The sequence below is a fragment of the Roseibium aggregatum genome, assembly GCF_017309185.1.
GTDB classification, from domain to species: Bacteria; Pseudomonadota; Alphaproteobacteria; order Rhizobiales; family Stappiaceae; genus Roseibium; species Roseibium aggregatum_B.
The window spans coordinates 251,222-270,274 of record NZ_JAEKJZ010000001.1; the positions used below are offsets into that span (position 1 = coordinate 251,222).

The following is a 19,053-nucleotide window of genomic DNA, read 5'->3' on the forward strand; positions in this document are numbered from 1 at the left end:
TTGCGCGCATGACACCGTTAGCCAACCGCCAGAAGCGTCGTCTCACTCTCGCCCCCGCCGTTCGCAGCCGGAACAGTTGTGCCGACAGGTCGGCAGCGGAGCAAAAGACCGAATTCGATTCCCGGGAATTGTTCAGTGGCCTGAAGCAGATCAATATCCTCCACAACGAGGAAACCTACCGCCTGTCCATCACCAAACAGGGCAAGCTGATTCTGACGAAGTGAGTTCCGTCCCCGCGGGCAGAAGGGGCATGAACAGGTTCTGCTGACCGCATGCCCCTTCGGCGGATGGACTGCCGTCGGCGTCGCCTGGCATCAGGCGGAAAATATCGCGACGGGCTTGCCGACGCCGCGCAGGGCGTGTTCGCCCATGGCGTTCAGGCCGGTTTGCAGGTCGCTGGACAGGACGTCGCGCACCGGTTCGGTCAGGAGAAGTTCCCGGCCGAGCGATTTGCACAAGGATTCCACCCGGCTCGTTTCGTTGACGGCGCGCCCGATCACGGTGAAGTCGAGCCGTTCCTCCCCGCCGACATTGCCGAAAAAGACCTCTCCCCGATGAAGCCCGATGCCGATCTTGAGCGGCCGCCAGTAGGACGGCTCCGGCAGGTCCGCAGGCGGAGTTTCGTTCAGGCCGGCAATGGCGGCGAGTGCCGCTCTGGCCGCCTTGACCGCCGCGGCGGCGGCAGCGCCTTCGCCAAGGTTGTGCTGATCGAAGACGGCGAGGATGCCATCGCCCATGAATTTCAGAATGTCCCCGCCGTGGTCGAGAACGGCGGTTGAGACCCGGTCGAAATAGGCATTCAGGATCGCGGTGACCTCCGGGCCGCTGAGCCGGTCGGCCAGTTGCGTGTAGCCGCGCATGTCGCTCATGAAGACGACTGCCTCGATCGCTTCCCCGTCGCCGCGTCTGATGTCCCCGTCCAGGACCCTCCGGCCCGCGATCGGGCCGAGATAGGTGTCGGCGACATTTCTGGCGATCCGTTTCACGATGTGCCGCTCGACATGAAGCGCCAGCAGATCGATCACGCCCCGGATGCGTTCTTTCGTGTCGGGAGAAAACCCGCCGGCCTGGGTGGTGGCGAGCGTCATGGCGTTATAGTTGGTCCCGGCTGCGCTGAGCGGCCAGGCGACATAGCTGGTAAAGCCTTCGTCGGCGAGCTCACGCATCAGCGGCGCTGAATTGGCGCCGTCCTCAGTTTCCAGGTTCACCTTGATGGTCTGCCCTTCCGTCATCACGTTGAAGAGCGGGTTGCGCCTGAAGGCCTCCTGATCGATTGCTCCGGCGTCGGCCGCGATCTCATCGCAGATTTCATCCCTGGCGCTCCAGAACCAGGAAAACCCGATGACGCGCGGGTGGAGCGTACCGAAGTGGAGGGTCGCGCGGTCTATGTCGAGGCCCGCCGCCTTGCAGCGCCAGCAGAACTCCTCAAACATCAAAAGAACATCGTCGATCCTTGTCGCCTGGTGCAAAAGCCAGTCGTGGAGGTCCGCAAGGCTCTGCTCTTGGGGCGCGCAGACCGGTCCCCTGCGCGACCGGTTGATCAGATAGACATGAGGCGCATAAATACGCGGGGCGGGGTCAAGCACATGTCTGGTCATGCGGTCTCCGAGCGGATTGGGTCAACCGGTATCTTGGTGCCGCACTTTAGCAGTTCAACGCCTTTGAAGGGCGAATTCCGGGGGAGGGGCTGGAGAGGCGCCTAGAACGCCGCCTCGACGCCGCCCATTTCCACGTAAACGCTCTTGATTTGACTGTAATACTCGATCGCCGCATGGCCGTTCTCGCGGCCGATACCGGACTTCTTGTAGCCGCCGAAAGGCATTTCGATGGGAGTCAGATTGTAGGTGTTGATCCAGCAGGTGCCGGCCTGAAGCTGGCCGATCACCCGATAGGCGCGCTGGATGTCCTTTGTGAAGACGCCGGCCGCCAGACCGAAGTCCGTATCGTTCGCCCGGCCGATCACGTGATCCTCATCGGTAAAATCGAGGACACTCAGGACGGGGCCGAAAATCTCCTCCCGGGCGATGGTCATGCCGTCGGTGACGTCGGCAAAGACGGTCGGCTGTACGAAATAGCCGTCTGGAAAACTGTCGACGGAGGCCGCGCCGCCGCCGCAGACGAGACGCGCGCCTTCCTGCTGGCCGATCTCCATGTAGTGCAGGACCTTGTCGAGCTGCTGCCTGGAAACGAGCGGGCCGATATTCGTCGCCTCGTCCAGAGGGTCGCCGAGTACGGCGGTCCTGGTGCGTTCGGCGAGACGGGACAGGAACGCTTCCTTAATGTCCGTATGGACGAAAACGCGCGTGCCGTTGGAACAGATCTGGCCGGTAGAATAGAAATTGGCGTTGATCGCGGCGGAAACCGCATTTTCGATGTCGGCGTCGTCGAAAACGATCAGCGGTGATTTGCCGCCGAGTTCGAGCGTCGTCTTCTTCAGGTGTTCGCCGGCAAGCGCGGCCACCTTCGCGCCCGTCGGCACGGATCCGGTCAGGGAGACCTTCGCGACATCGGGATGCGCCACCAGTCTGGCGCCGACGTCGCCGAAGCCCTGGAGAACGTTGAAGACTCCGTCCGGCAGCCCCGCCTCAGTGAAGGCTTCCGCCAGTTTCAGCGCACTTAACGGCGTGATTTCGGACGGCTTGAAGATCATGGCGTTGCCGCAGGCAAGGGCGGGTGCCGACTTCCAGCACGCGATCTGGATCGGGTAGTTCCAGGCGCCGATGCCGAAGCAGATGCCGAGCGGTTCGCGCTTCGTGTAGGCAAAGGAGCCGCCGAGATCGATGTGCTCGCCGGTCAGCGTTGCCGCAAGATTGCCGAAATACTCCAGGCAGTCGGCACCGGATGCCGCGTCGGCGACCAGCGTTTCCTGCAGGGGCTTGCCGGTGTCGAGCGTTTCCAGCACGGACAGCTCGCGGTTTCTGGCGCGCAGGATCTCCGCTGTTCTGCACAGCACCCGCCCCCGCTCCGCAGGGGGCGTTGCAGCCCAGATCTTTTGTCCCGTTTTCGCGCTTTCGATGGCCGCTTCGATCACGCCGTCGTCGGCCGCCTGAATTTGGGCGATAACTTCCCCGGTCGCGGGGTAAAGCGAGTCGAACGGCGTGCCGCTCTGGCTCTCCCTGTAAGAGCCGCCGATATAATGCGAGGCTTCGGGTTGGGCGCGCATGGGTTTCGCTCCAGTCGAGTGTCTGTCCGAGTTTTCAATAAGCGCCTAGCGCTGGCTGGTTTCCCAGTCCGGATGAATCCAGGGCTCCTGGTTGGAGGCGGGCAGCGGGGCCTTGCCGAGAATATGGTCGGAGGCCTTTTCGCCGACCATGATCGACGGCCCATTCAGGTTGCCGTTGGTAATTTGCGGGAAAATCGAGCTGTCCGCCACCCTGAGACCGTCGACGCCGATCACGCGGCACTCGGGATCGACGACGGCCATCGGATCGTCCGCCGCGCCCATCCGGCAGGTGCCGCACGGGTGGTAGGCGCTCTCCACGTGTTCGCGGATGAAGTCGTTCAGGGCGTCGTCGCTGATCGCATGCGCGCCCGGCTGGATTTCCTTGCCCCGGTAGGGCGTGAAGGCATCCTGGCCGAAAATCTCGCGCGTCAGCCGGATCGAGATGCGGAAATCCTCCCAGTCGTCCTCGTGGGACATGTAGTTGAAGAGGATCGACGGCTTCTCTCTCGGGTCGCCGGACCTCAGGGAAACCCGTCCCCGCGACCTGGAGCGCATCGGGCCGACATGGGCCTGGAATCCGTGCCCCTCGGCCGCTGCCTTGCCATCGTAGCGCACGGCGAAGGGCATGAAATGGTATTGGATATCGGGATACTTGACGCCCGCCTTGGACCGGATGAAGGCGCAGCTTTCGAAGTGGTTCGAAGCACCGAGACCCGTTTTCAGGAACAGCCACTGCGCGCCGATCACCGCCTTGGAAAGGAGGTTCCAGTGCTTGTAGAGCGTGATCGGCTGGGTGGAGGCCTGTTGCAGATAAAGTTCCAGATGGTCCTGCAGGTTGGCGCCGACACCGGGGCGGTCCGCGACCACGTCGATCCCTTTTTCTTTCAGATGCTCGGACGGACCGATTCCGGAAAGCAGGAGGATCTTGGGCGAATTGATCGATGAGGCAGCCAGGATCACCTCGCGATCCGCCCTGGCCTGCCTCACTGTGCCGCCGGTCTCGTATTCGACACCGACGGCGCGCTTGTCCTCCATCAGGACCTTGCGGACCATCGCGCCCTTGACCAGGGTCAGGTTCTTGCGTTTCAGGGCGGGTTTCAGGTAGGCGTTCGCGGCCGACCACCGGCGGCCCCGGTGGACCGTCATTTCCATGTCGGCGAAGCCTTCCTGGCGCTCGCCGTTATAGTCGACGGTGACGCCATAACCGGCCTGTTGCCCCGCCTCCTTGAAAGCCTCGTAGAGCGGGTTCCACTTGGTGCCGCGCTGTACGTGCAAGGGGCCGTCGGTGCCGCGCCAGCCGGACTGGCCGCCATGGCTCGTTTCCAGTCGCTTGTAATAGGGCAGCACATGCCGGTAGCCCCAGCCGGCCGCGCCCATGTCTTCCCAGGTGTCGAAATCGCAGGCATGGCCGCGCACATAGACCATCCCGTTGATGGACGAGGAGCCGCCGATCACCTTGCCGCGCGGCGTCGCCAGCCGCCGGCCGCCCAGATGCGGCTCGGGCTCCGACTCGAAGCCCCAGTCGTAAAGCGGCATGTTCATCGGGTAGGAGAGGGCGGCGGGCATCTGGATGAACGGTCCGGCGTCGGTGCCGCCGAATTCCAGAACCAGCACCCGGTTGCGGGGATCTTCCGACAGCCGGGAGGCCATGGCGCAGCCGGCGGACCCGGCTCCGACGATAATGAAATCGAACTGATCGCTCATCTGATGACAGTGCCCCGGGTTATTGCGCCTTGTGCGCGGCAATCTGGGTTTCGACATAGTCCTCGACCATGGCGATCGCGGCCTGGCGGTCGGTGTGGGTGTCGCTCAGGGCCTGCCGGATCCAGACGCCGTCGATCATTGAGGCGGTGCCTTCCGCCACATGGCGGGCCTTGTCCCGCGGCATGAAGGCCTTCAGGTTATGGGTCAGGTTGGAGGCCAGGCGCGCGGCATAGATGCTGAGCAGGCGCTTGTTGCTCTCCGTGGTCCTTGACTGGACGTAGAAGGCAAGCCAGGCAGCAATGACCGCCGGCCGGAACTGATCGACCGCGAAGTTGCCCTCGATGATGGCCGTAATGCGCTCCCTTGGCGTTTCGGCCCGGGCGAGCCCTTCGCGGATCGCACGGCCCAATTCGTTCAGCAGATGGCGCATCGTTGCGGCCAGGAGCTGGTCCTTGGAACCGAAATAGTGATGCACCAGACCGCCGGACACGCCGGCGCGCTTGGCGATCTGCGCCATGGTGACATCGCTGTATCCGCTTTCGTGAATCGCATCGACCGTCGCAGAAATGAGACTGCGCCGCCGCTCCGCTTCCATTCCGACTTTGGGCACTGCGGCCTCCCGTTCTCCGGGCTCAATTCGCCTCGAACATCAGTCATATTATTGATTGATCAGTCAATCAATAAAAACTTGCAAATCTCCCGCAGCGATGTTTGGATTAGGTCAAATCGCCATTTTGTCGCACGGTCCGAAAGGCGAACTGCGGCGCCGGACAGGGCAAAGGTCCTGGCCATCGGCGAACAAGGGGTTGAGCGATCCGGCCTCTTGCCGCAAACAATAACAGACTTTCCATAGGAGGTACTTGAATGACTATCGCAGCAAAACTCGTCGGGGGCGTTGCCCTGACTGCCATGCTTTGCGGAACGGCGCTCGCCAGCGAACCGGAAAGCTGCAAGACGGTCCGCTTCTCCGATGTCGGCTGGACCGACATTACCGCGACGACGGCGGCGACATCGGTGGTTCTGGAAGCGCTCGGCTACGAGACGGACGTCAAGATCCTGTCCGTTCCGGTCACTTACGCGTCCCTGAAGAACAAGGACATCGATATTTTCCTCGGCAACTGGATGCCGACCATGGAAGGTGACATCAAGGCCTATCGTGAGGATGGTTCGGTGGAAACCGTGCGCGCCAACCTGGAAGGCGCGAAATACACGCTCGCCGTGCCGAAATACACCTTCGACAAGGGCCTGAAGACCTTTGCCGACATTGCCAAGTTCAAGGACGACCTGGACGGCAAGATCTACGGCATCGAACCGGGCAACGACGGCAACCGCCTGATCATCGGCATGATCGATGAAAACCTGTTCGGCCTGGAAGGCTTCGAAGTGGTCGAATCCTCCGAGCAGGGCATGCTGGCCCAGGTGGCTCGTGCGGAAAAGCGCGACAACGACATCGTCTTCCTCGGCTGGGCGCCGCACCCGATGAACGCCAATTTCGAGCTGGAATATCTCGACGGCGGCGATGACATCTTCGGACCGAATTTCGGCGGTGCGACGGTCTACACCAACGTGCGCGCCGGCTATGTCAAGGAATGCCCGAACGTCGGCAAGTTCCTGGAGAATCTCGAATTCTCGCTGCCGATGGAAAACGAGATCATGGGCGCGATCCTGAATGACGGCGAAGACCCGAACAAGGCGGCCGCTGCCTGGCTGAAGGTTCATCCGGCGACGTTCGAGACGTGGCTGGAAGGCGTGAAGACCTTCGACGGCGGCGATAGTTTCGCGGCCGTGAAGGGCGCTCTCGGCCTTTAAAGCTTACCGGCAGACCGGCGCCGGCTCTCCTGAGCCGGCGTCTTTATTTAAACTCAACGAAAAGCAGGGGGCGGCGGCTTGGATTGGCTGACGGAACACAAACTGCCGATCGGACCCTGGGCGCGCAACGTCGTCGACTGGCTGACAGACAACGCCTATTGGGTCTTTGACGGCATCTCGATTTTTCTGGAAACCCTGATCGACGGCATATTGTGGCTCCTGCAGACGCCCCATCCGCTGATCGTCGTCGCCATCGCGGTCGCCATCGGCTACGCGGTGCACCGGACCGTAACTTTCGCGGTCTTTGTCGGCATCGCGCTGCTGTTGATTATCAATCAGGGCTACTGGGAAGAGACCACCGAGACCCTGGCGCTGGTCATTGGCGCCTCCGTCGTCTGCATGGCCGTCGGTGTTCCGGTCGGTGTGCTCGGCGCGCATAACCCGAGGCTGTATGCCTCCCTGCGTCCCGTGCTCGATCTGATGCAGACCATCCCGACCTTCGTTTACCTGATCCCCGCCCTGATCCTCTTTGGCCTCGGCATGGTGCCAGGTCTGATTGCCACCGTGATCTTCGCGATCCCGGCGCCGATCCGCCTCACGCAGCTGGGCGTTTCCTCCACCCCGGTCGCATTGCTCGAGGCCGGGGAGGCCTTTGGCGCCACACGTTCGCAACTGCTCTGGAAAATCGAGTTGCCTTATGCTCTGCCGCAGATCATGGCCGGTCTGACCCAGACCATCATGCTGTCCCTGTCCATGGTGGTGATCGCGGCGCTTGTCGGCGCGGACGGGCTCGGCGTGCCGACTCTGCGCGCGCTCAACACGGTGAACATCGCACAAGGGTTTGAAGTCGGTGTCTGTATCGTTCTGATCGCCATCGTCCTGGACCGTTTCTTCCGCGCGCGGGAAGGAGGCACCTCATGAGCGACACCGAACAGACGCCCGTGGTCTCCTTCAAGGACGTTGACATCGTCTTTGGCGAAAAACCGCAAACGGCGCTGCCACTGATCGACGCGGGCAGGACCCGTCAGGAGATCCAGGCCGAGACCGGCCAGATCCTCGGGGTCGCCGGGGCAACCTTCGATATCTTCGAGGGTGAAGTCATCGTTCTCATGGGACTGTCCGGTTCCGGAAAGTCGACGCTTCTACGCGCCGTGAACGGACTGAACCCGGTCATCCGCGGCGAAGTCCAGGTCCATGACGGGGCGGGCTACGTCAATCCGGAAACCTGTGGCGAGAAGGCCCTGCGGGACCTGCGCCGGCGGCGCATCGCCATGGTGTTCCAGCAGTTCGGCCTGCTGCCCTGGCGCACGGTCGCCGAGAACGTCGGTTTTGGCCTTGAGCTTTCCGGCATGTCGCCGAAGGAACGGGCCGCCAAGGTCGAGGAGCAGCTCAAGCTGGTAGGCCTGACCGGCTGGGGCGCGAAATACGTTCACGAACTGTCCGGCGGCATGCAGCAGCGCGTCGGTCTTGCCCGCGCCTTCGCCACCGACGCGCCGATCCTCCTGATGGACGAGCCGTTTTCCGCGCTCGATCCGCTGATCCGGGACAAATTGCAGGATGAGCTTCTGGAACTCCAGAAGGAACTCAACCGGACGATCATCTTCGTCAGCCACGATCTGGACGAGGCTGCCAAGATCGGCTCGCGCATCGCCATCATGGAAGGCGGCCGGGTGATTCAGCTCGGAACGGCGTCGGAGATCGTCAAGAAGCCGGCCAACGACTATGTTGCCGACTTCGTCAGCCACATGAATCCGCTCAATGTTCTCAGGGCCCGCGACATCATGGTGCCACCCGGCAGTCTGCCGGGTTCGCTGGCCAGCGGGCTCACCTGCAGCCACAACACGCCGATCCGCGACGTTGCGAAGCTCAAGCAATCGAGTTCGGAGCCGGTCGTCGTGCAAAAGGACGGCGCCATCGTCGGCGTCATCGGCGAGAACGAGCTGCTGGAATGCATGGTGTAACGGGATGTCCCGTAGATAATAAAAAACGGGACCAGAAGGCCCCGTTTTCTGAAAGCGTCGCTGCGCCGGCCGTTATCGAACGACGGCGGCAGACTGAGGCTTAGACCAGCTCGAGCTGAGCGGCCTGCTTGCCGCGACCGCGGCGATCGTCTTCGGCGACGAAGGAGATCTTTGCGCCTTCGACCGGCGTTCCGATACCGGCCTGTTCGAACGCGGTCACGTGGACGAAAACGTCCTTGCCGCCATTATCCGGAGTGATGAAGCCGAAGCCACGGTCATGGTTGAAGAATTTGATGGTGCCGTTCTCGCGCATGGAGAAACCTTCCGTTGGTTTGGTGCACCTGCCCGTATCCGGCAGGCGCGGATAAACGAGAAGTCAATAAGAAACGGAAAGCTTGGTATTTCAGAGCAGCGCTTAATGGAGCAGCTGCCGAAGTCAGTCTCACCGGGTCTTTGTCGTGTCCCGTACGGCGCAACGTGCACCGATGGCGCGCATCCTACTTGCAGCCGGGTTTTACGGCAAGTGAAAGAAACGTGATGTGCCTAATAAGTTGTGAAGCCGTGCGGGAGATTGAAAGGGGGTGAGCCAAAACGCCATGTTTTGAGCCACTTTTGGCCCGTTGCGGCGTTGCGGTCGAGCGTGAACTTTCTCCGAAAAAACACCTCTTCGTTCCCGTTGCGCGGCAAAAAATGGCGAAACCGCGTCCTTGTGACACCTGTCACAGAGCGCTTTCGGTCATCGGGCTAGTGTCCCTTCATGAGCTGAGGCGATGTAGGGGCCTCGGAGGAAAGAAAGGGAAGCAAGTCATGTTGAAGAAAGCAGCAAACACCACCGTAGCCCTGGCCCTGATCGCCGGAGCAACCCTGGCCACAGGAACCCAGTCCGCACAGGCCGGGAACGGCTGGCGGGTCGGCGCCGGCATCGCCGGCGGCCTCGCAGCCGGCGCGATCATCGGCTCCGCGCTTGCCAAGCCGCGCTACTACGCTCCGCCGCCCCCGCCGGCTTACTACCCGGTCCCGGCTCCGGTCGTGACCTACCGTCCGGCCCCCTGGACCCCGGCCTGGTACAACTATTGCAGCCGCAAATACCGGTCCTTTAATCCGAACACCGGGTATTTCCTGGCCTATTCCGGTCAGTACCGCTTCTGCCGTTAAGGCGCGAAAGACAATGCAGCAATGCCGGGGCGCAAACGGTTAAAAGACCGTTCCGGCACAAAACTCCTCGCAAGGTGGTCCTCCCACACCTTGCGGGGAGTTTTTGTGTGCCAACCCGGGATTTCCGTCTCATCTCTCTTCCGCCAACCGCTTTGCGGCGCGCATCGTCGTCTCGAGCTGATTGAGGAACCGTGACCGGTCGGCCTTGGTGAAGGCGGGGCCGCTTTCGCGGATCTCTCCGATCTCCCGCAGGTGCGTGTTCAGGTCGCGCATGGCAAGCCGCATGCCGATGGCGTCCTCGCGAAACGGTTTGCCGGTCGGAGAGAGGACCAGCGCGCCCGCCTTGACGCAGCGCGCGGCAAGCGGCACGTCGGCGGTGATGACGACGTCACCCTTTTGCGCGCGCTCCGCGATCCAGTTGTCGGCCTCGTCCGGCCCTTCCGGAACGACCACGCGTTCGATCAGGTCGCTTTCAGGCAGGCGCATCCAGCTGTTGGACACGATCTTGATCGGGACCTTGTGCCGTTCGCCCACCCTGACGGCCTCGTCCTTGACCGGACAGGCGTCCGCATCCACAAAAAGCACCGTCATTGGCTTTGTCTCCCGGTCCCGGTTTTCAGATAGTCGGCGATGCCTGCGGCCGCCCGATGCGCCGTCGCGAAGCAGGCCTGCAGCAGATAGCCGCCGGTCGGCGCTTCCCAAGCGAGCATTTCCCCGGCGGCGAAGACGCCCGGCAGTTTTTTCAGCATCAGAGAGGTCTCCACTTCTTCAAGCCGGATGCCCCCTGCCGACGAGATCGCCCGTTCGATGCCGTAGGGAGCGCTGCATGTAAGCGGCAGCGCCTTGATCCTTTTGGCAAGGTCGGCCGGGCCGGAGGGCAAGGGTCCAGCCTCGCGCAGCAGCGCCTGTTCCACCGGAGCGAGTTTCAGCGCCTTTTTCAGGAAGGTCGCATTGGACTGCTTGCCGCGCGGCCGGGCGAGCCTGTCTTCGATTTCGCCGGCGCTCAGGCCGGGGCGAAGATCCAGCCGTAGATCGGCGGAACCCTGCTGATCTATGGCGTCACGGATCTCCGCGGAAAGCGCATAGACCGCCCCGCCTTCAAGACCCTTTTCGGAAATCACGGCCTCTCCGGGAACGGTTCTTCCCGCGAAGCTCAAGGCAATGCGCTTGAGTGGCGAACCTGCGAAACGGTCCCTGAGATAGGGGCTCCAGTCGATCAGAAATCCGCAGTTTGCGGGCTGGAAGCGATTGACCGCAATTCCCTTGCTCTCAAGAAGGGGCACCCAGGCCGCGTCGGACCCGAGTTTGGGCCAGCTCGCGCCTCCCAGTGCCAGCAGGACAGCCCGGGCTTCGACCCGGCGCGGGGCCCGGTTCTCCGCCTGAAGAAGCGGTGTGCCGTCGGTATCGAAGCCGGCCAGCCGGTGGCGGAGCAGCAGGGTCACACCGTTTTCGCCGAGCTGCCGCAGCCAGGAGCGTAGCAAAGGCGACGCCTTCATGGATTTCGGAAACACCCGTCCGCTGGAGCCGACAAAAGTGTCCTCGCCAAGCCCGTGACACCAGGTTCTCAAGGCAGCAGGCGGGAAGTCCCGGATCATGGGGGCGAGAAAAACCTCGGCTTGCCGGTAACGGCCCAGGAAGCGGTCGAGATCCTCGCCATGGGTGAGATTGAGGCCGCCTCGTCCGGCCATCAGGAACTTGCGGGCAGGGGAAGGCATCCGGTCGACGACCGTGACGTGAAACCCTTCCTGGGACAACCGGTCCGCGGCGTAGAGGCCGCAAGGGCCGGCGCCAATGATCAAGACGTCAAGCATGGCGCCTTATAGTTTAACCGCGGTGGGGAAGGCCACAGTCGAAAGAGCAATTGCATTATTTTACACTGTCAAAAAGAGCGCAATCTTGCTTCGTAAGTGGATGATAGTGGCAAGTATTTGTTATGAAAATCATGAGATAACATTAATAGTAGGACTGTTCGATATGATCTTCATTGAGGAAGACTATACGGCGGGAAGAGGTCGTGTATGGAAAAAGCGAGAGAGCTGATTGTCGTTGCGGACCCGGACGAGAATGTTCAGTCGGGATTTCTTCGCTTGTTCGGCGGTCACTTCAAGGTTGTCTGTTTTTCGGAGTCGGACGAGGCACTGAAATTCCTGAAACAGAATACGGCAACGGCAATCGTCTTTTCCTGCTACAACTTGCCGGGTCGCGGCGGCATCGCCTTTCTGCGCGCCTGTGAAAGCGTCGCCCCCCAGGCGGCCCGGGTTATGCTTACGCGCGAAACCTCCGCCGAAGCCGTCAAGAGGGCCCTTAACGAGGGCCGAGCCTTCATGTTTCTGGAAAAGCCGTGCAAGCCGGCCGATCTGGTCAGCGCCGTGGAAACGGCCATGGCACATCACACGCAACTGTCCAAGGACCGCGCCCTTCTGGAGCGCACACTTGCCGGGTCGGTGAAACTCCTGATCGACATGCTCGCCCTGTTTCATCCCGACGCCTTCCGCCGGACGGGGACGGTGCGCAAGCAGGCCCTGAAACTGGCCGGCGCCCTTGGCATGAAAAAGACCTGGGAACTGGAAATGGCGGTGATGCTGTCGCCGCTCGGCGAAGCCCTGCTTCCGCAGCAGATCCTCGCCCGCTACCGGGCGGCACGCAGTTTGAGCGAGCAGGAGCGCACCGTTCTGGAGAGATCCCCGGCCCAGACACGCGATCTCCTGAAGAACATTCCGCAACTGGAAAAGGTGGCCGAGCATCTTTACCTGTCGGCGCGCGGTTTCGACGGGTCGGGTTTTCCCAAGGACGGCCCGGCGGGAAAGGAGATTCCTCTTGTCTCACGCATCGTTCGGCTGCTGACCGATCTCTGGTATGCAAGTCCCGAAAGCGGGCCCGATGCCGCGGCATTCGAGGCTCTGACCATCAATCATCGCAAATACGATCCGGAGCTCTTGCAGGTTGCACGGAGCGTCTTGATGGATGATGTGCCCCAGGAGCGCCAGAGCAAGATTGCGGAGTGCTATATCCGCTCGCTGCGGCCGGGCGATGTCCTGGTCGACGATGCCTTGTCGGAAAGCAGCCATGAACTGGTGCTTTCGCGCGGCCATCTGCTGACCCCGACAACGATCCGCCGTCTCATCCAGTTCCATCAGACCGCCGGCGTGCGCCAGCCGATCCGTGTCGAACGCCATGAGGTCAAGGAAGAGGATCTCGTTGGCACGGTGTGAGGAGTAGCGAGTTTGAAAGCGGGAGTTTTTAGTCGAGCGGTGTGACACCCTCTAGAGCCCTTCCCGATCATCTTGAACCATTTGATGGTTTTTGACGGCTCGTTCGGCAAGGCGCGTCGCGAAGTGCGATGCGGTGCATCGTGCAAGCGGCGCAACGCTGCCGATGGGCCGTCAAAAGCCACCCGGTTCAGAAAAAATCGAGTGAAAAAATCAATTTCTTAGGGCTGGACAAAATTGGTCTCTGGCTTCGTTGGACAGCGCTTGAGGTGGACAACACCGCTGCGCGCAATCCGCCTCGCCAGAGACCAATTTTGTCTCAGTCAAATGATTCAATATGACCGGGAAGGGCTCTAACTCTCCCCACTTGCGGCAGAGCTATCACACATGGCACGGACAAGCTCCTCCTCCGAAGGGGAGAGGTAGATTGGAACTTGTGGTCACCGTCTCGGCCTGAATGCGCTTGCTCTGCCCCGCAAAGGGCGGCGGCGGCAACGTCCGCTCATCCCTGTTAGTCGTCGCGACGCTTCTTCCCGTCCAGTAGTTCCGCCTCATAGGCCTTGGCCACACGCAGGAAACGGGCGTGGGCGTAGTTCATGGCCAGGATGAAACCCCACCAGCCGTATTTGCGGTATTTGCGGACGAAATACGCCTTGAGGAAACTTACCGGGAATTCGGTCAGGAGCCGGCTTTTGGGGAGCCTGCGGCCGCGGGCGCGCATGTCTTCGACCTGCATGCCGGAATAGCGGTTGTATTTGCCGACCTGGAAATCCAGCGAGCGGATCGAGCGGTGCGCCATGATCCCCTGAAGACCGGAGATCTTCGCCCCGGGTTCGGGCCGCACGGTGTCATGAACGATGGATTCGGAAAACCGGCCCTTGCGCCGGTCGTAGAGACGGATCTGGTGGTACCCGTAGGCCCAGGGCGCGGGAGCGTCCTCGTGGGCGTACATGTCGCGGATCATCATGCGCCAGCCGTCGGCCTCGAGGTACCTGCCGTCCGCGAAGCTCGCCTTGATTTCCGCTGCAAGCTCCGGTGTGACTTCCTCGTCCGCGTCCAGGTTGAGCAGCCAGTCGTTACGGCACTGGTCTTCGCCGAACCGTTTCTGCGGACCATAGCCCGGCCAGTCGTTGTGAATGACCCTGGCCCCAAGGCTTTCGGCGACGGCAACGGTGTTGTCCGTCGAGCCGCTATCGATGACGACGATCTCGTCCACCCAGCCGCTTACACTCTCGATGGGCCGCGCGATCCGGTCGGCCTCGTCCCTGGCGATGATGAATACGGAAAGAGGCAGGCGGTCTGTCATTCTGGTTCCGGCGTTGTCTTGGGCCGGAAAAGCCCCGGCACGCCTTTATTAGCCGCGCCGGGAGGTGTTTTGAAGGGCGGAAATCAGGATCTGACGCGGGCGAAAGCCGCATCCAGGCCTTCCAGAGCAATCGTTGTCCCCTCGACCTTGCCGGAGAAGCCGGGGGCGTGAAGGTCTTCCAGGTCGAGGCCTGACAGGGTGATCGTTGTCGGGGCGGTGCCGAGGTTGAACGCGCAGAGCACGGTTTCCCTGTCGTGGCTGCGGGTGAAGACCAGGGTATCCTCCGGACCGTCCAGAAAGCTCATGTCGCCCTTCTGCAGGGAAAGCCGGGTCCGCCGCCAGGCGTAGAAGGCCCGATTGCGGTTCAGGATGGAGGTCTCGTCCTCATCCTGTTCGAACGCCGCCTTGTCGTAGTGCTCTTCGGCCACCGGAAGCCAGGGATCGGCGTCGGAAAATCCGGCATTGGCGGCGTCCTTGACCCAGGGCATGGGCGTGCGGCAGCCGTCGCGTCCCTTGTATTCCGGCCAGAAGCGGATGCCATAGGGATCCTGCAGCTTCTCAAAAGGGACATCCGCCTGGGTCAAACCCAGTTCCTCGCCCTGATAGACGCATGGCGTGCCGCGCAGCGACGCGCAGAGCGCGGCTTCCAGCGGCGCGAATTTCTTCAGATCCAGACCTTCTCCCCAGCGGCTCGCGACCCGTTTGACGTCGTGATTGGATAAAGCCCAGCTTGCCCAGCCGTTTTCGGTGCCGACATTCATTTCGTCTACGATCCTGCGGATATAGGAAGCCGAATGTTGCGGCGTCAGAAGGTCGAAACTGTAGGCCATGTGAATGCGCTTGCCGGCTTCCGTGTAGGACGCGGTCAGCTCCACGGCCTGTCCGTCGGCGCCGATTTCCCCGACCGAGGTCGATCCCGGATAGCGGTCAAGCAGCCCGCGCAGCTTTTCCAGGAAGATGAGGTTTTCCGGCCGGGTCTTGTCGTAAAGATGATCCTGAAACCCGTAAGGATTGGTCGGATCCACCGTTGACGGCATCTCGCCCGCTCCCAGCGGCGGATTGTCCCGAAGCTGGGCGTCGTGGAAATAGAAGTTGACCGTGTCCAGACGGAAGCCGTCGACGCCACGCTTCAGCCAGAACTCCGCTGCCGAGAGCACCGCGTCCTGCACGTCCGGATTATGGAAATTCAGATCCGGCTGGCTGGTCAGGAAATTGTGCATGTAATACTGGCAGCGGCGGCTGTCCCACTCCCAGGCCGGGCCGCCGAACAGCGACAGCCAGTTGTTGGGCGGCGTTCCGTCCGGTTTCGCGTCTGCCCAGACGTACCAGTCGGACTTGGCATTGTCCTTCGACGCGCGGCTTTCCTTGAACCAGGGGTGCCGGTCCGAGGTGTGCGAGATCACCAGATCGATCATCACCTTCAACCCGCGGTCGTGAGCAGCCTCGACCATCTTGTCGAAATCGGCGAGGGTACCGAACATCGGATCGACGTCTTCATAATCTGAGACGTCGTAACCGAAATCCTCCATCGGCGAAGTGAAGAAGGGGGAGAGCCAGATCGCGTCCACACCGAGCGACGCGATATAATCCATGCGCTCGGTCACTCCGTTGAGATCGCCGATGCCGTCGCCGTTGGTGTCGTTGAAGGAGCGCGGATAGATCTGATAGATCACCGCGCCGCGCCACCAGTCCAGGTCCGCGATCCGATTGTCCGGCATGCGGGTCTCCGTCTTGTCTCGTTCAGGCCGGTGAATCGTTTCCGGCATCTGCCGCCGAAAACGTGTCATCTGTTGTGAACGTATGAAAAGGAATTGAGCCTGGCGCGAAACATCGGGGTGTCGCGGCGAGGTCTCACGCTCGTTCAAAGCGCTTTGAATGGCTATAGCCAGCGGATTGCAAGGTCAAGAGGGCTTGTGACGTTCACCGGTGTGAAGAAAGAGAACCTGGTGGGAGACTGGCCGGTAAAAAGCAAAAGCCGACCCTGCGTGACAGGGCCGGCGGATCGATTGAAAAGTTTCGAAACACGATTTTGTCCGGAACGGCCCCTAGGTAACCGCGGAACGTGACAGGCTTGTGAACAATTTCTTAACAACGGCAGGAACCGTTGCGTTTCGCGGATGCCACTCGACTTCCCTGATTTGTGAAAATGAATAACATTATGAAAAATATAGAAAAAAATTGACATAATGACCATTAAGTCAATTTTGTCTTGCAATGCGGCAAGGAAGCTGGAACTGTCCTGCCGAGCCGGCTTCCGCGAAAGGGGATACCCGTGAAGTTTCCCTTCGCCGGAGCGCGAAATCTGGAGGAGATGTCATGACGGCAGCGATGGTGGGATGGGCGCATCTGCCCTTCGGCAAGCATTCTGAGGAAACGGTTGAAAGCATGATCGTCAAGGTGGCCACCGACGCCATCCACGATGCCGGCATCGCGCCGGAAGACGTTGACGAAATCCTCCTTGGGCATTTCAACGCGGGCTTCTCCGCCCAGGACTTCACCGCCTCGCTCGTGCTGCAGGCCGATCCGGCCTTGCGTTTCAAACCGGCCACGCGTGTCGAAAACGCCTGCGCGACCGGCTCCGCCGCCGTGCACCAGGGCGTGCGTGCCATCGCCTCGGGCGACGCCCGCTTCGTTCTGGTCGTTGGCGTCGAGCAGATGACCACGACGCCTGGACCGGAGATCGGCAAGAACCTTCTCAAAGCCTCCTATCTGAAGGAAGAGGGCGACATCCCTGCGGGTTTCGCCGGGGTCTTCGGCAAGATCGCGGATGCCTATTTCCAGAAGTTCGGCGACCAGTCCGACGCGCTGGCGAAAATCGCGGCCAAGAACCACAGGAACGGCGTCGGCAATCCCTTTGCCCAGATGCGCAAGGATCTCGGTTTCGACTTCTGTCGGGCGGAAAGTGAAAAGAATCCGTTCGTCGCCGGACCGCTGAAACGCACCGATTGCTCGCTCGTCTCCGACGGCGCGGCCGCCCTGGTGCTGACCGATCCGGCAACCGCGCTCGGCATGAAAAAGGCCGTCGCCTTCCGCGCCATGGCCCATGTCCAGGACTTCCTGCCCATGTCCAAGCGCGACATCCTCAAATTCGAAGGCTGCTCGAAAGCCTGGGGAGAGGCGCTGGGCGACGCCAATCTGGCGCTGGACGATCTCTCCTTCGTCGAAACCCACGACTGTTTCACCATCGCCGAACTGATCGAATACGAGGCGATGGGCCTGACGCCGGAGGGCGAAGGCGCCAGAGCCGCGCTTGAGGGCTGGACGGAAATGGACGGCAAGCTGCCGGTCAACCCGTCGGGTGGGCTGAAGGCCAAGGGGCACCCGATCGGGGCGACAGGCGTCTCCATGCACGTCCTGACCGCCATGCAGCTCACCGGCGCGGCCGGCGACATTCAGGTGAAGAACGCCGAACTCGGCGGCATCTTCAACATGGGCGGCGCGGCGGTCGCCAATTACGTGTCCGTGCTGCAATCCATGAAATAACCGCAGTCGATCAGAACTGGATTGGTTTGAAAGCCGGCGGCTACCGCCGGCTTTTCTGCAAGGTGACAGATGTGTCTCGGCCCGAGGATCTGATCAGGGGTCCCGTCAATCCGCTGCTGTGGCCGCCGCCGCGTTGAAAGCGGCATCCGTCAGCTCCGGCGGCGATACGGGCGCGCCGCCGCCTTCGCCGATGTAGGTATCGGAAACGCCATAGACGAAGAGCCCGCCGGCATTGCGATTGACGACAGCCACACGCTCGATCAGCTCATGGTCGCCGTCCTGACAGGCGCAGCGGCTGGTGAAAACCGCCTTGCCGCCCACGGTAACGCGCTCGGTGCTTGAGGAGAAGCTGCCGTTGCCGCAGGTCTTCTGGCTGTCGGCGACGATCAGCGACATCAGTTCGTTCTCGTTCGTGTAGCTGCCGGGCGCAAAGATATGGGCGACAAGCTTGCGTGAATCGTCACCGGCGACCGCGTGAAGGCCCTTGTAGTTTTCCTCGCGCTGGCCCTCCGGGATGAGCTTCAGCCCCGAAAGCCCCGCGCTGCCCATCAGATTGAAGAGCGCCTGCGTCGCTTCGACCGCAAGCTGCGGATCGGGTGCGGCAGGGGTTGTCGGCTGCACCGGCTGGGTCTGTCCCAAACCGCCGGAGGCACCGGAAGAAGCGGCGCTGCCCATGCCCGGTGCCGCGCCGTAGCGCGCCGAGTTCCTGTCCACGCAGCGCGCCAGGCGCGCCATCAGTTTCGAGGTGCCGGTCAGCCGGAACTGGTAGTTGTTGGTGCCGTCATAGACATAGAGCGTGCGGCCGCGACGAAAGCGCTTGATGATATAGCCGTTGGGAGGCATCTGCATGCGGGCGAGATTTACCGCCGCGGCCTTCGCCGTGCCTTGCTGCCAGGCGCCCCCGTCGATCCGGTATTGCAGCCGGATATCGTCGCCGACCTTCATGTTCCAGTTTGGAGCCGAGAAGCCGATGGCCCAGTTGTAGGTGGTATCGACCTGGACAAGCAGCGTGATGCCGCTGCGATATTGAGCCGAGGCGACGCAGTTGCTGAACCGTCCGGTCGTATCGTCCGTGTAGGCGCTGCCTTTCCAGCCCCCGAGACGAAACGTTTCGACGACTGCCGCGCGGCCGCTTCCCGCAGCCAAGACAAAAAACAGACCGGCCAAAACCAGCGAACGATAAAAACCCATCAGCGACCCCCTGACGCCCGTTTCCCATGCCTTGCGGCATGGGCCGGAAAGCTATGCGAATAAGTTTAAGGC

General features: G+C 61.8%; 17 protein-coding genes. 7 read left to right on the forward strand and 10 right to left on the reverse strand.

The window, feature by feature from the left end; all coding sequences use genetic code 11:
- The first annotated feature begins 8 nt into the window (after positions 1-8).
- A complete protein-coding gene (gene hemP, locus JF539_RS01190; protein ID WP_207138351.1) occupies positions 9-224 on the forward strand; it encodes a hemin uptake protein HemP in 216 nt (71 codons plus the stop codon).
- Positions 225-314: 90 nt separating this feature from the next.
- On the opposite strand, the gene JF539_RS01195 is transcribed toward hemP, so the two are convergent.
- The 4 genes from JF539_RS01195 to betI form a co-directional block, all read right to left on the reverse strand.
- On the reverse strand, positions 315-1,598 hold the full coding sequence (locus JF539_RS01195) for an adenylate/guanylate cyclase domain-containing protein (RefSeq protein WP_207138352.1): 1,284 nt from the start codon (positions 1,596-1,598) through the stop codon (positions 315-317).
- Between the two features lie 101 nt (positions 1,599-1,699).
- Positions 1,700-3,163, reverse strand: a complete 1,464-nt coding sequence (gene betB / locus JF539_RS01200) for a betaine-aldehyde dehydrogenase (protein ID WP_207138354.1) — start codon at positions 3,161-3,163, stop codon at positions 1,700-1,702.
- A gap of 45 nt (positions 3,164-3,208) precedes the next feature.
- On the reverse strand, positions 3,209-4,867 hold the full coding sequence (gene betA, locus JF539_RS01205; protein ID WP_207138362.1) for a choline dehydrogenase: 1,659 nt from the start codon (positions 4,865-4,867) through the stop codon (positions 3,209-3,211).
- Between the two features lie 19 nt (positions 4,868-4,886).
- On the reverse strand, positions 4,887-5,477 hold the full coding sequence (gene betI, locus JF539_RS01210) for a transcriptional regulator BetI (RefSeq protein ID WP_207138364.1): 591 nt from the start codon (positions 5,475-5,477) through the stop codon (positions 4,887-4,889).
- Positions 5,478-5,731: 254 nt separating this feature from the next.
- Here betI and JF539_RS01215 point away from each other — a divergent pair, with 254 nt between their 5' ends.
- From JF539_RS01215 to choV, 3 genes are all read left to right on the forward strand, one after another.
- Positions 5,732-6,676 carry a choline ABC transporter substrate-binding protein gene (locus JF539_RS01215; protein WP_207138366.1) on the forward strand — a complete coding sequence of 315 codons (945 nt, stop codon included), beginning with the start codon at positions 5,732-5,734 and terminating at the stop codon, positions 6,674-6,676.
- Positions 6,677-6,754: 78 nt separating this feature from the next.
- A complete protein-coding gene (gene choW, locus JF539_RS01220) occupies positions 6,755-7,597 on the forward strand; it encodes a choline ABC transporter permease subunit (protein WP_207138368.1) in 843 nt (280 codons plus the stop codon).
- Positions 7,594-8,637 (forward strand): choline ABC transporter ATP-binding protein, encoded by a 1,044-nt coding sequence (choV, locus tag JF539_RS01225; RefSeq protein WP_207138370.1) that lies wholly within the window; start codon positions 7,594-7,596, stop codon positions 8,635-8,637. Before choW ends, choV begins: the two co-directional genes overlap by 4 nt.
- A 100-nt stretch (positions 8,638-8,737) precedes the next feature.
- Here the strand turns inward: choV and JF539_RS01230 are convergent, their stop codons facing one another.
- A complete protein-coding gene (locus JF539_RS01230; protein ID WP_207138371.1) occupies positions 8,738-8,950 on the reverse strand; it encodes a cold-shock protein in 213 nt (70 codons plus the stop codon).
- Between the two features lie 494 nt (positions 8,951-9,444).
- Here JF539_RS01230 and JF539_RS01235 point away from each other — a divergent pair, with 494 nt between their 5' ends.
- Positions 9,445-9,792: a BA14K family protein gene (locus tag JF539_RS01235; protein ID WP_207138373.1), complete on the forward strand. Its 348-nt coding sequence runs from the start codon at positions 9,445-9,447 to the stop codon at positions 9,790-9,792.
- A 129-nt stretch (positions 9,793-9,921) separates the two neighbouring features.
- Here the strand turns inward: JF539_RS01235 and JF539_RS01240 are convergent, their stop codons facing one another.
- Together JF539_RS01240 and JF539_RS01245 are read right to left on the reverse strand one after the other, a co-directional pair.
- Positions 9,922-10,383 (reverse strand): YaiI/YqxD family protein, encoded by a 462-nt coding sequence (locus JF539_RS01240; protein WP_207138375.1) that lies wholly within the window; start codon positions 10,381-10,383, stop codon positions 9,922-9,924.
- The gene (locus JF539_RS01245) at positions 10,380-11,603 is read right to left on the reverse strand and encodes a TIGR03862 family flavoprotein (RefSeq protein WP_207138377.1); all 1,224 of its coding nucleotides are present in this window, start codon (positions 11,601-11,603) and stop codon (positions 10,380-10,382) included. The genes JF539_RS01240 and JF539_RS01245 overlap by 4 nt, the downstream gene beginning before the upstream one ends.
- A gap of 207 nt (positions 11,604-11,810) precedes the next feature.
- On the opposite strand from JF539_RS01245, the gene JF539_RS01250 reads away from it, so the two are divergent.
- Complete coding sequence (locus JF539_RS01250) at positions 11,811-13,004, forward strand: HD domain-containing phosphohydrolase (RefSeq protein ID WP_207138379.1); 1,194 nt, start codon at positions 11,811-11,813, stop codon at positions 13,002-13,004.
- 508 nt (positions 13,005-13,512) lie between these two features.
- Here JF539_RS01250 and JF539_RS01255 read toward each other — a convergent pair.
- Entirely contained in the window at positions 13,513-14,307 is a 795-nt protein-coding gene (locus tag JF539_RS01255; RefSeq protein ID WP_207138381.1) for a glycosyltransferase family 2 protein, read from the reverse strand.
- Between the two features lie 83 nt (positions 14,308-14,390).
- Positions 14,391-16,025 carry an alpha-glucosidase gene (locus JF539_RS01260; RefSeq protein WP_207138384.1) on the reverse strand — a complete coding sequence of 545 codons (1,635 nt, stop codon included), beginning with the start codon at positions 16,023-16,025 and terminating at the stop codon, positions 14,391-14,393.
- Between the two features lie 598 nt (positions 16,026-16,623).
- Here JF539_RS01260 and JF539_RS01265 point away from each other — a divergent pair.
- Complete coding sequence (locus tag JF539_RS01265; RefSeq protein WP_207138386.1) at positions 16,624-17,790, forward strand: acetyl-CoA acetyltransferase; 1,167 nt, start codon at positions 16,624-16,626, stop codon at positions 17,788-17,790.
- Between the two features lie 105 nt (positions 17,791-17,895).
- Here JF539_RS01265 and JF539_RS01270 read toward each other — a convergent pair whose 3' ends face one another.
- Positions 17,896-18,981, reverse strand: a complete 1,086-nt coding sequence (locus JF539_RS01270; protein ID WP_207138388.1) for a hypothetical protein — start codon at positions 18,979-18,981, stop codon at positions 17,896-17,898.
- Positions 18,982-19,053: the final 72 nt, after the last annotated feature.

Coding starts and splice junctions, on each gene's coding strand:
- hemP (WP_207138351.1), top strand. CDS start 9: ATGACACCGTTAGCCAACCGCCAGAAGCGTCGTCTCACTCTCGCCCCC.
- JF539_RS01195 (WP_207138352.1), bottom strand. CDS start 1,598: ATGACCAGACATGTGCTTGACCCCGCCCCGCGTATTTATGCGCCTCAT.
- betB (WP_207138354.1), bottom strand. CDS start 3,163: ATGCGCGCCCAACCCGAAGCCTCGCATTATATCGGCGGCTCTTACAGG.
- betA (WP_207138362.1), bottom strand. CDS start 4,867: ATGAGCGATCAGTTCGATTTCATTATCGTCGGAGCCGGGTCCGCCGGC.
- JF539_RS01215 (WP_207138366.1), top strand. CDS start 5,732: ATGACTATCGCAGCAAAACTCGTCGGGGGCGTTGCCCTGACTGCCATG.
- choV (WP_207138370.1), top strand. CDS start 7,594: ATGAGCGACACCGAACAGACGCCCGTGGTCTCCTTCAAGGACGTTGAC.
- JF539_RS01230 (WP_207138371.1), bottom strand. CDS start 8,950: ATGCGCGAGAACGGCACCATCAAATTCTTCAACCATGACCGTGGCTTC.
- JF539_RS01235 (WP_207138373.1), top strand. CDS start 9,445: ATGTTGAAGAAAGCAGCAAACACCACCGTAGCCCTGGCCCTGATCGCC.
- JF539_RS01240 (WP_207138375.1), bottom strand. CDS start 10,383: ATGACGGTGCTTTTTGTGGATGCGGACGCCTGTCCGGTCAAGGACGAG.
- JF539_RS01245 (WP_207138377.1), bottom strand. CDS start 11,603: ATGCTTGACGTCTTGATCATTGGCGCCGGCCCTTGCGGCCTCTACGCC.
- JF539_RS01250 (WP_207138379.1), top strand. CDS start 11,811: ATGGAAAAAGCGAGAGAGCTGATTGTCGTTGCGGACCCGGACGAGAAT.
- JF539_RS01255 (WP_207138381.1), bottom strand. CDS start 14,307: ATGACAGACCGCCTGCCTCTTTCCGTATTCATCATCGCCAGGGACGAG.
- JF539_RS01260 (WP_207138384.1), bottom strand. CDS start 16,025: ATGCCGGACAATCGGATCGCGGACCTGGACTGGTGGCGCGGCGCGGTG.
- JF539_RS01265 (WP_207138386.1), top strand. CDS start 16,624: ATGACGGCAGCGATGGTGGGATGGGCGCATCTGCCCTTCGGCAAGCAT.
- JF539_RS01270 (WP_207138388.1), bottom strand. CDS start 18,981: ATGGGTTTTTATCGTTCGCTGGTTTTGGCCGGTCTGTTTTTTGTCTTG.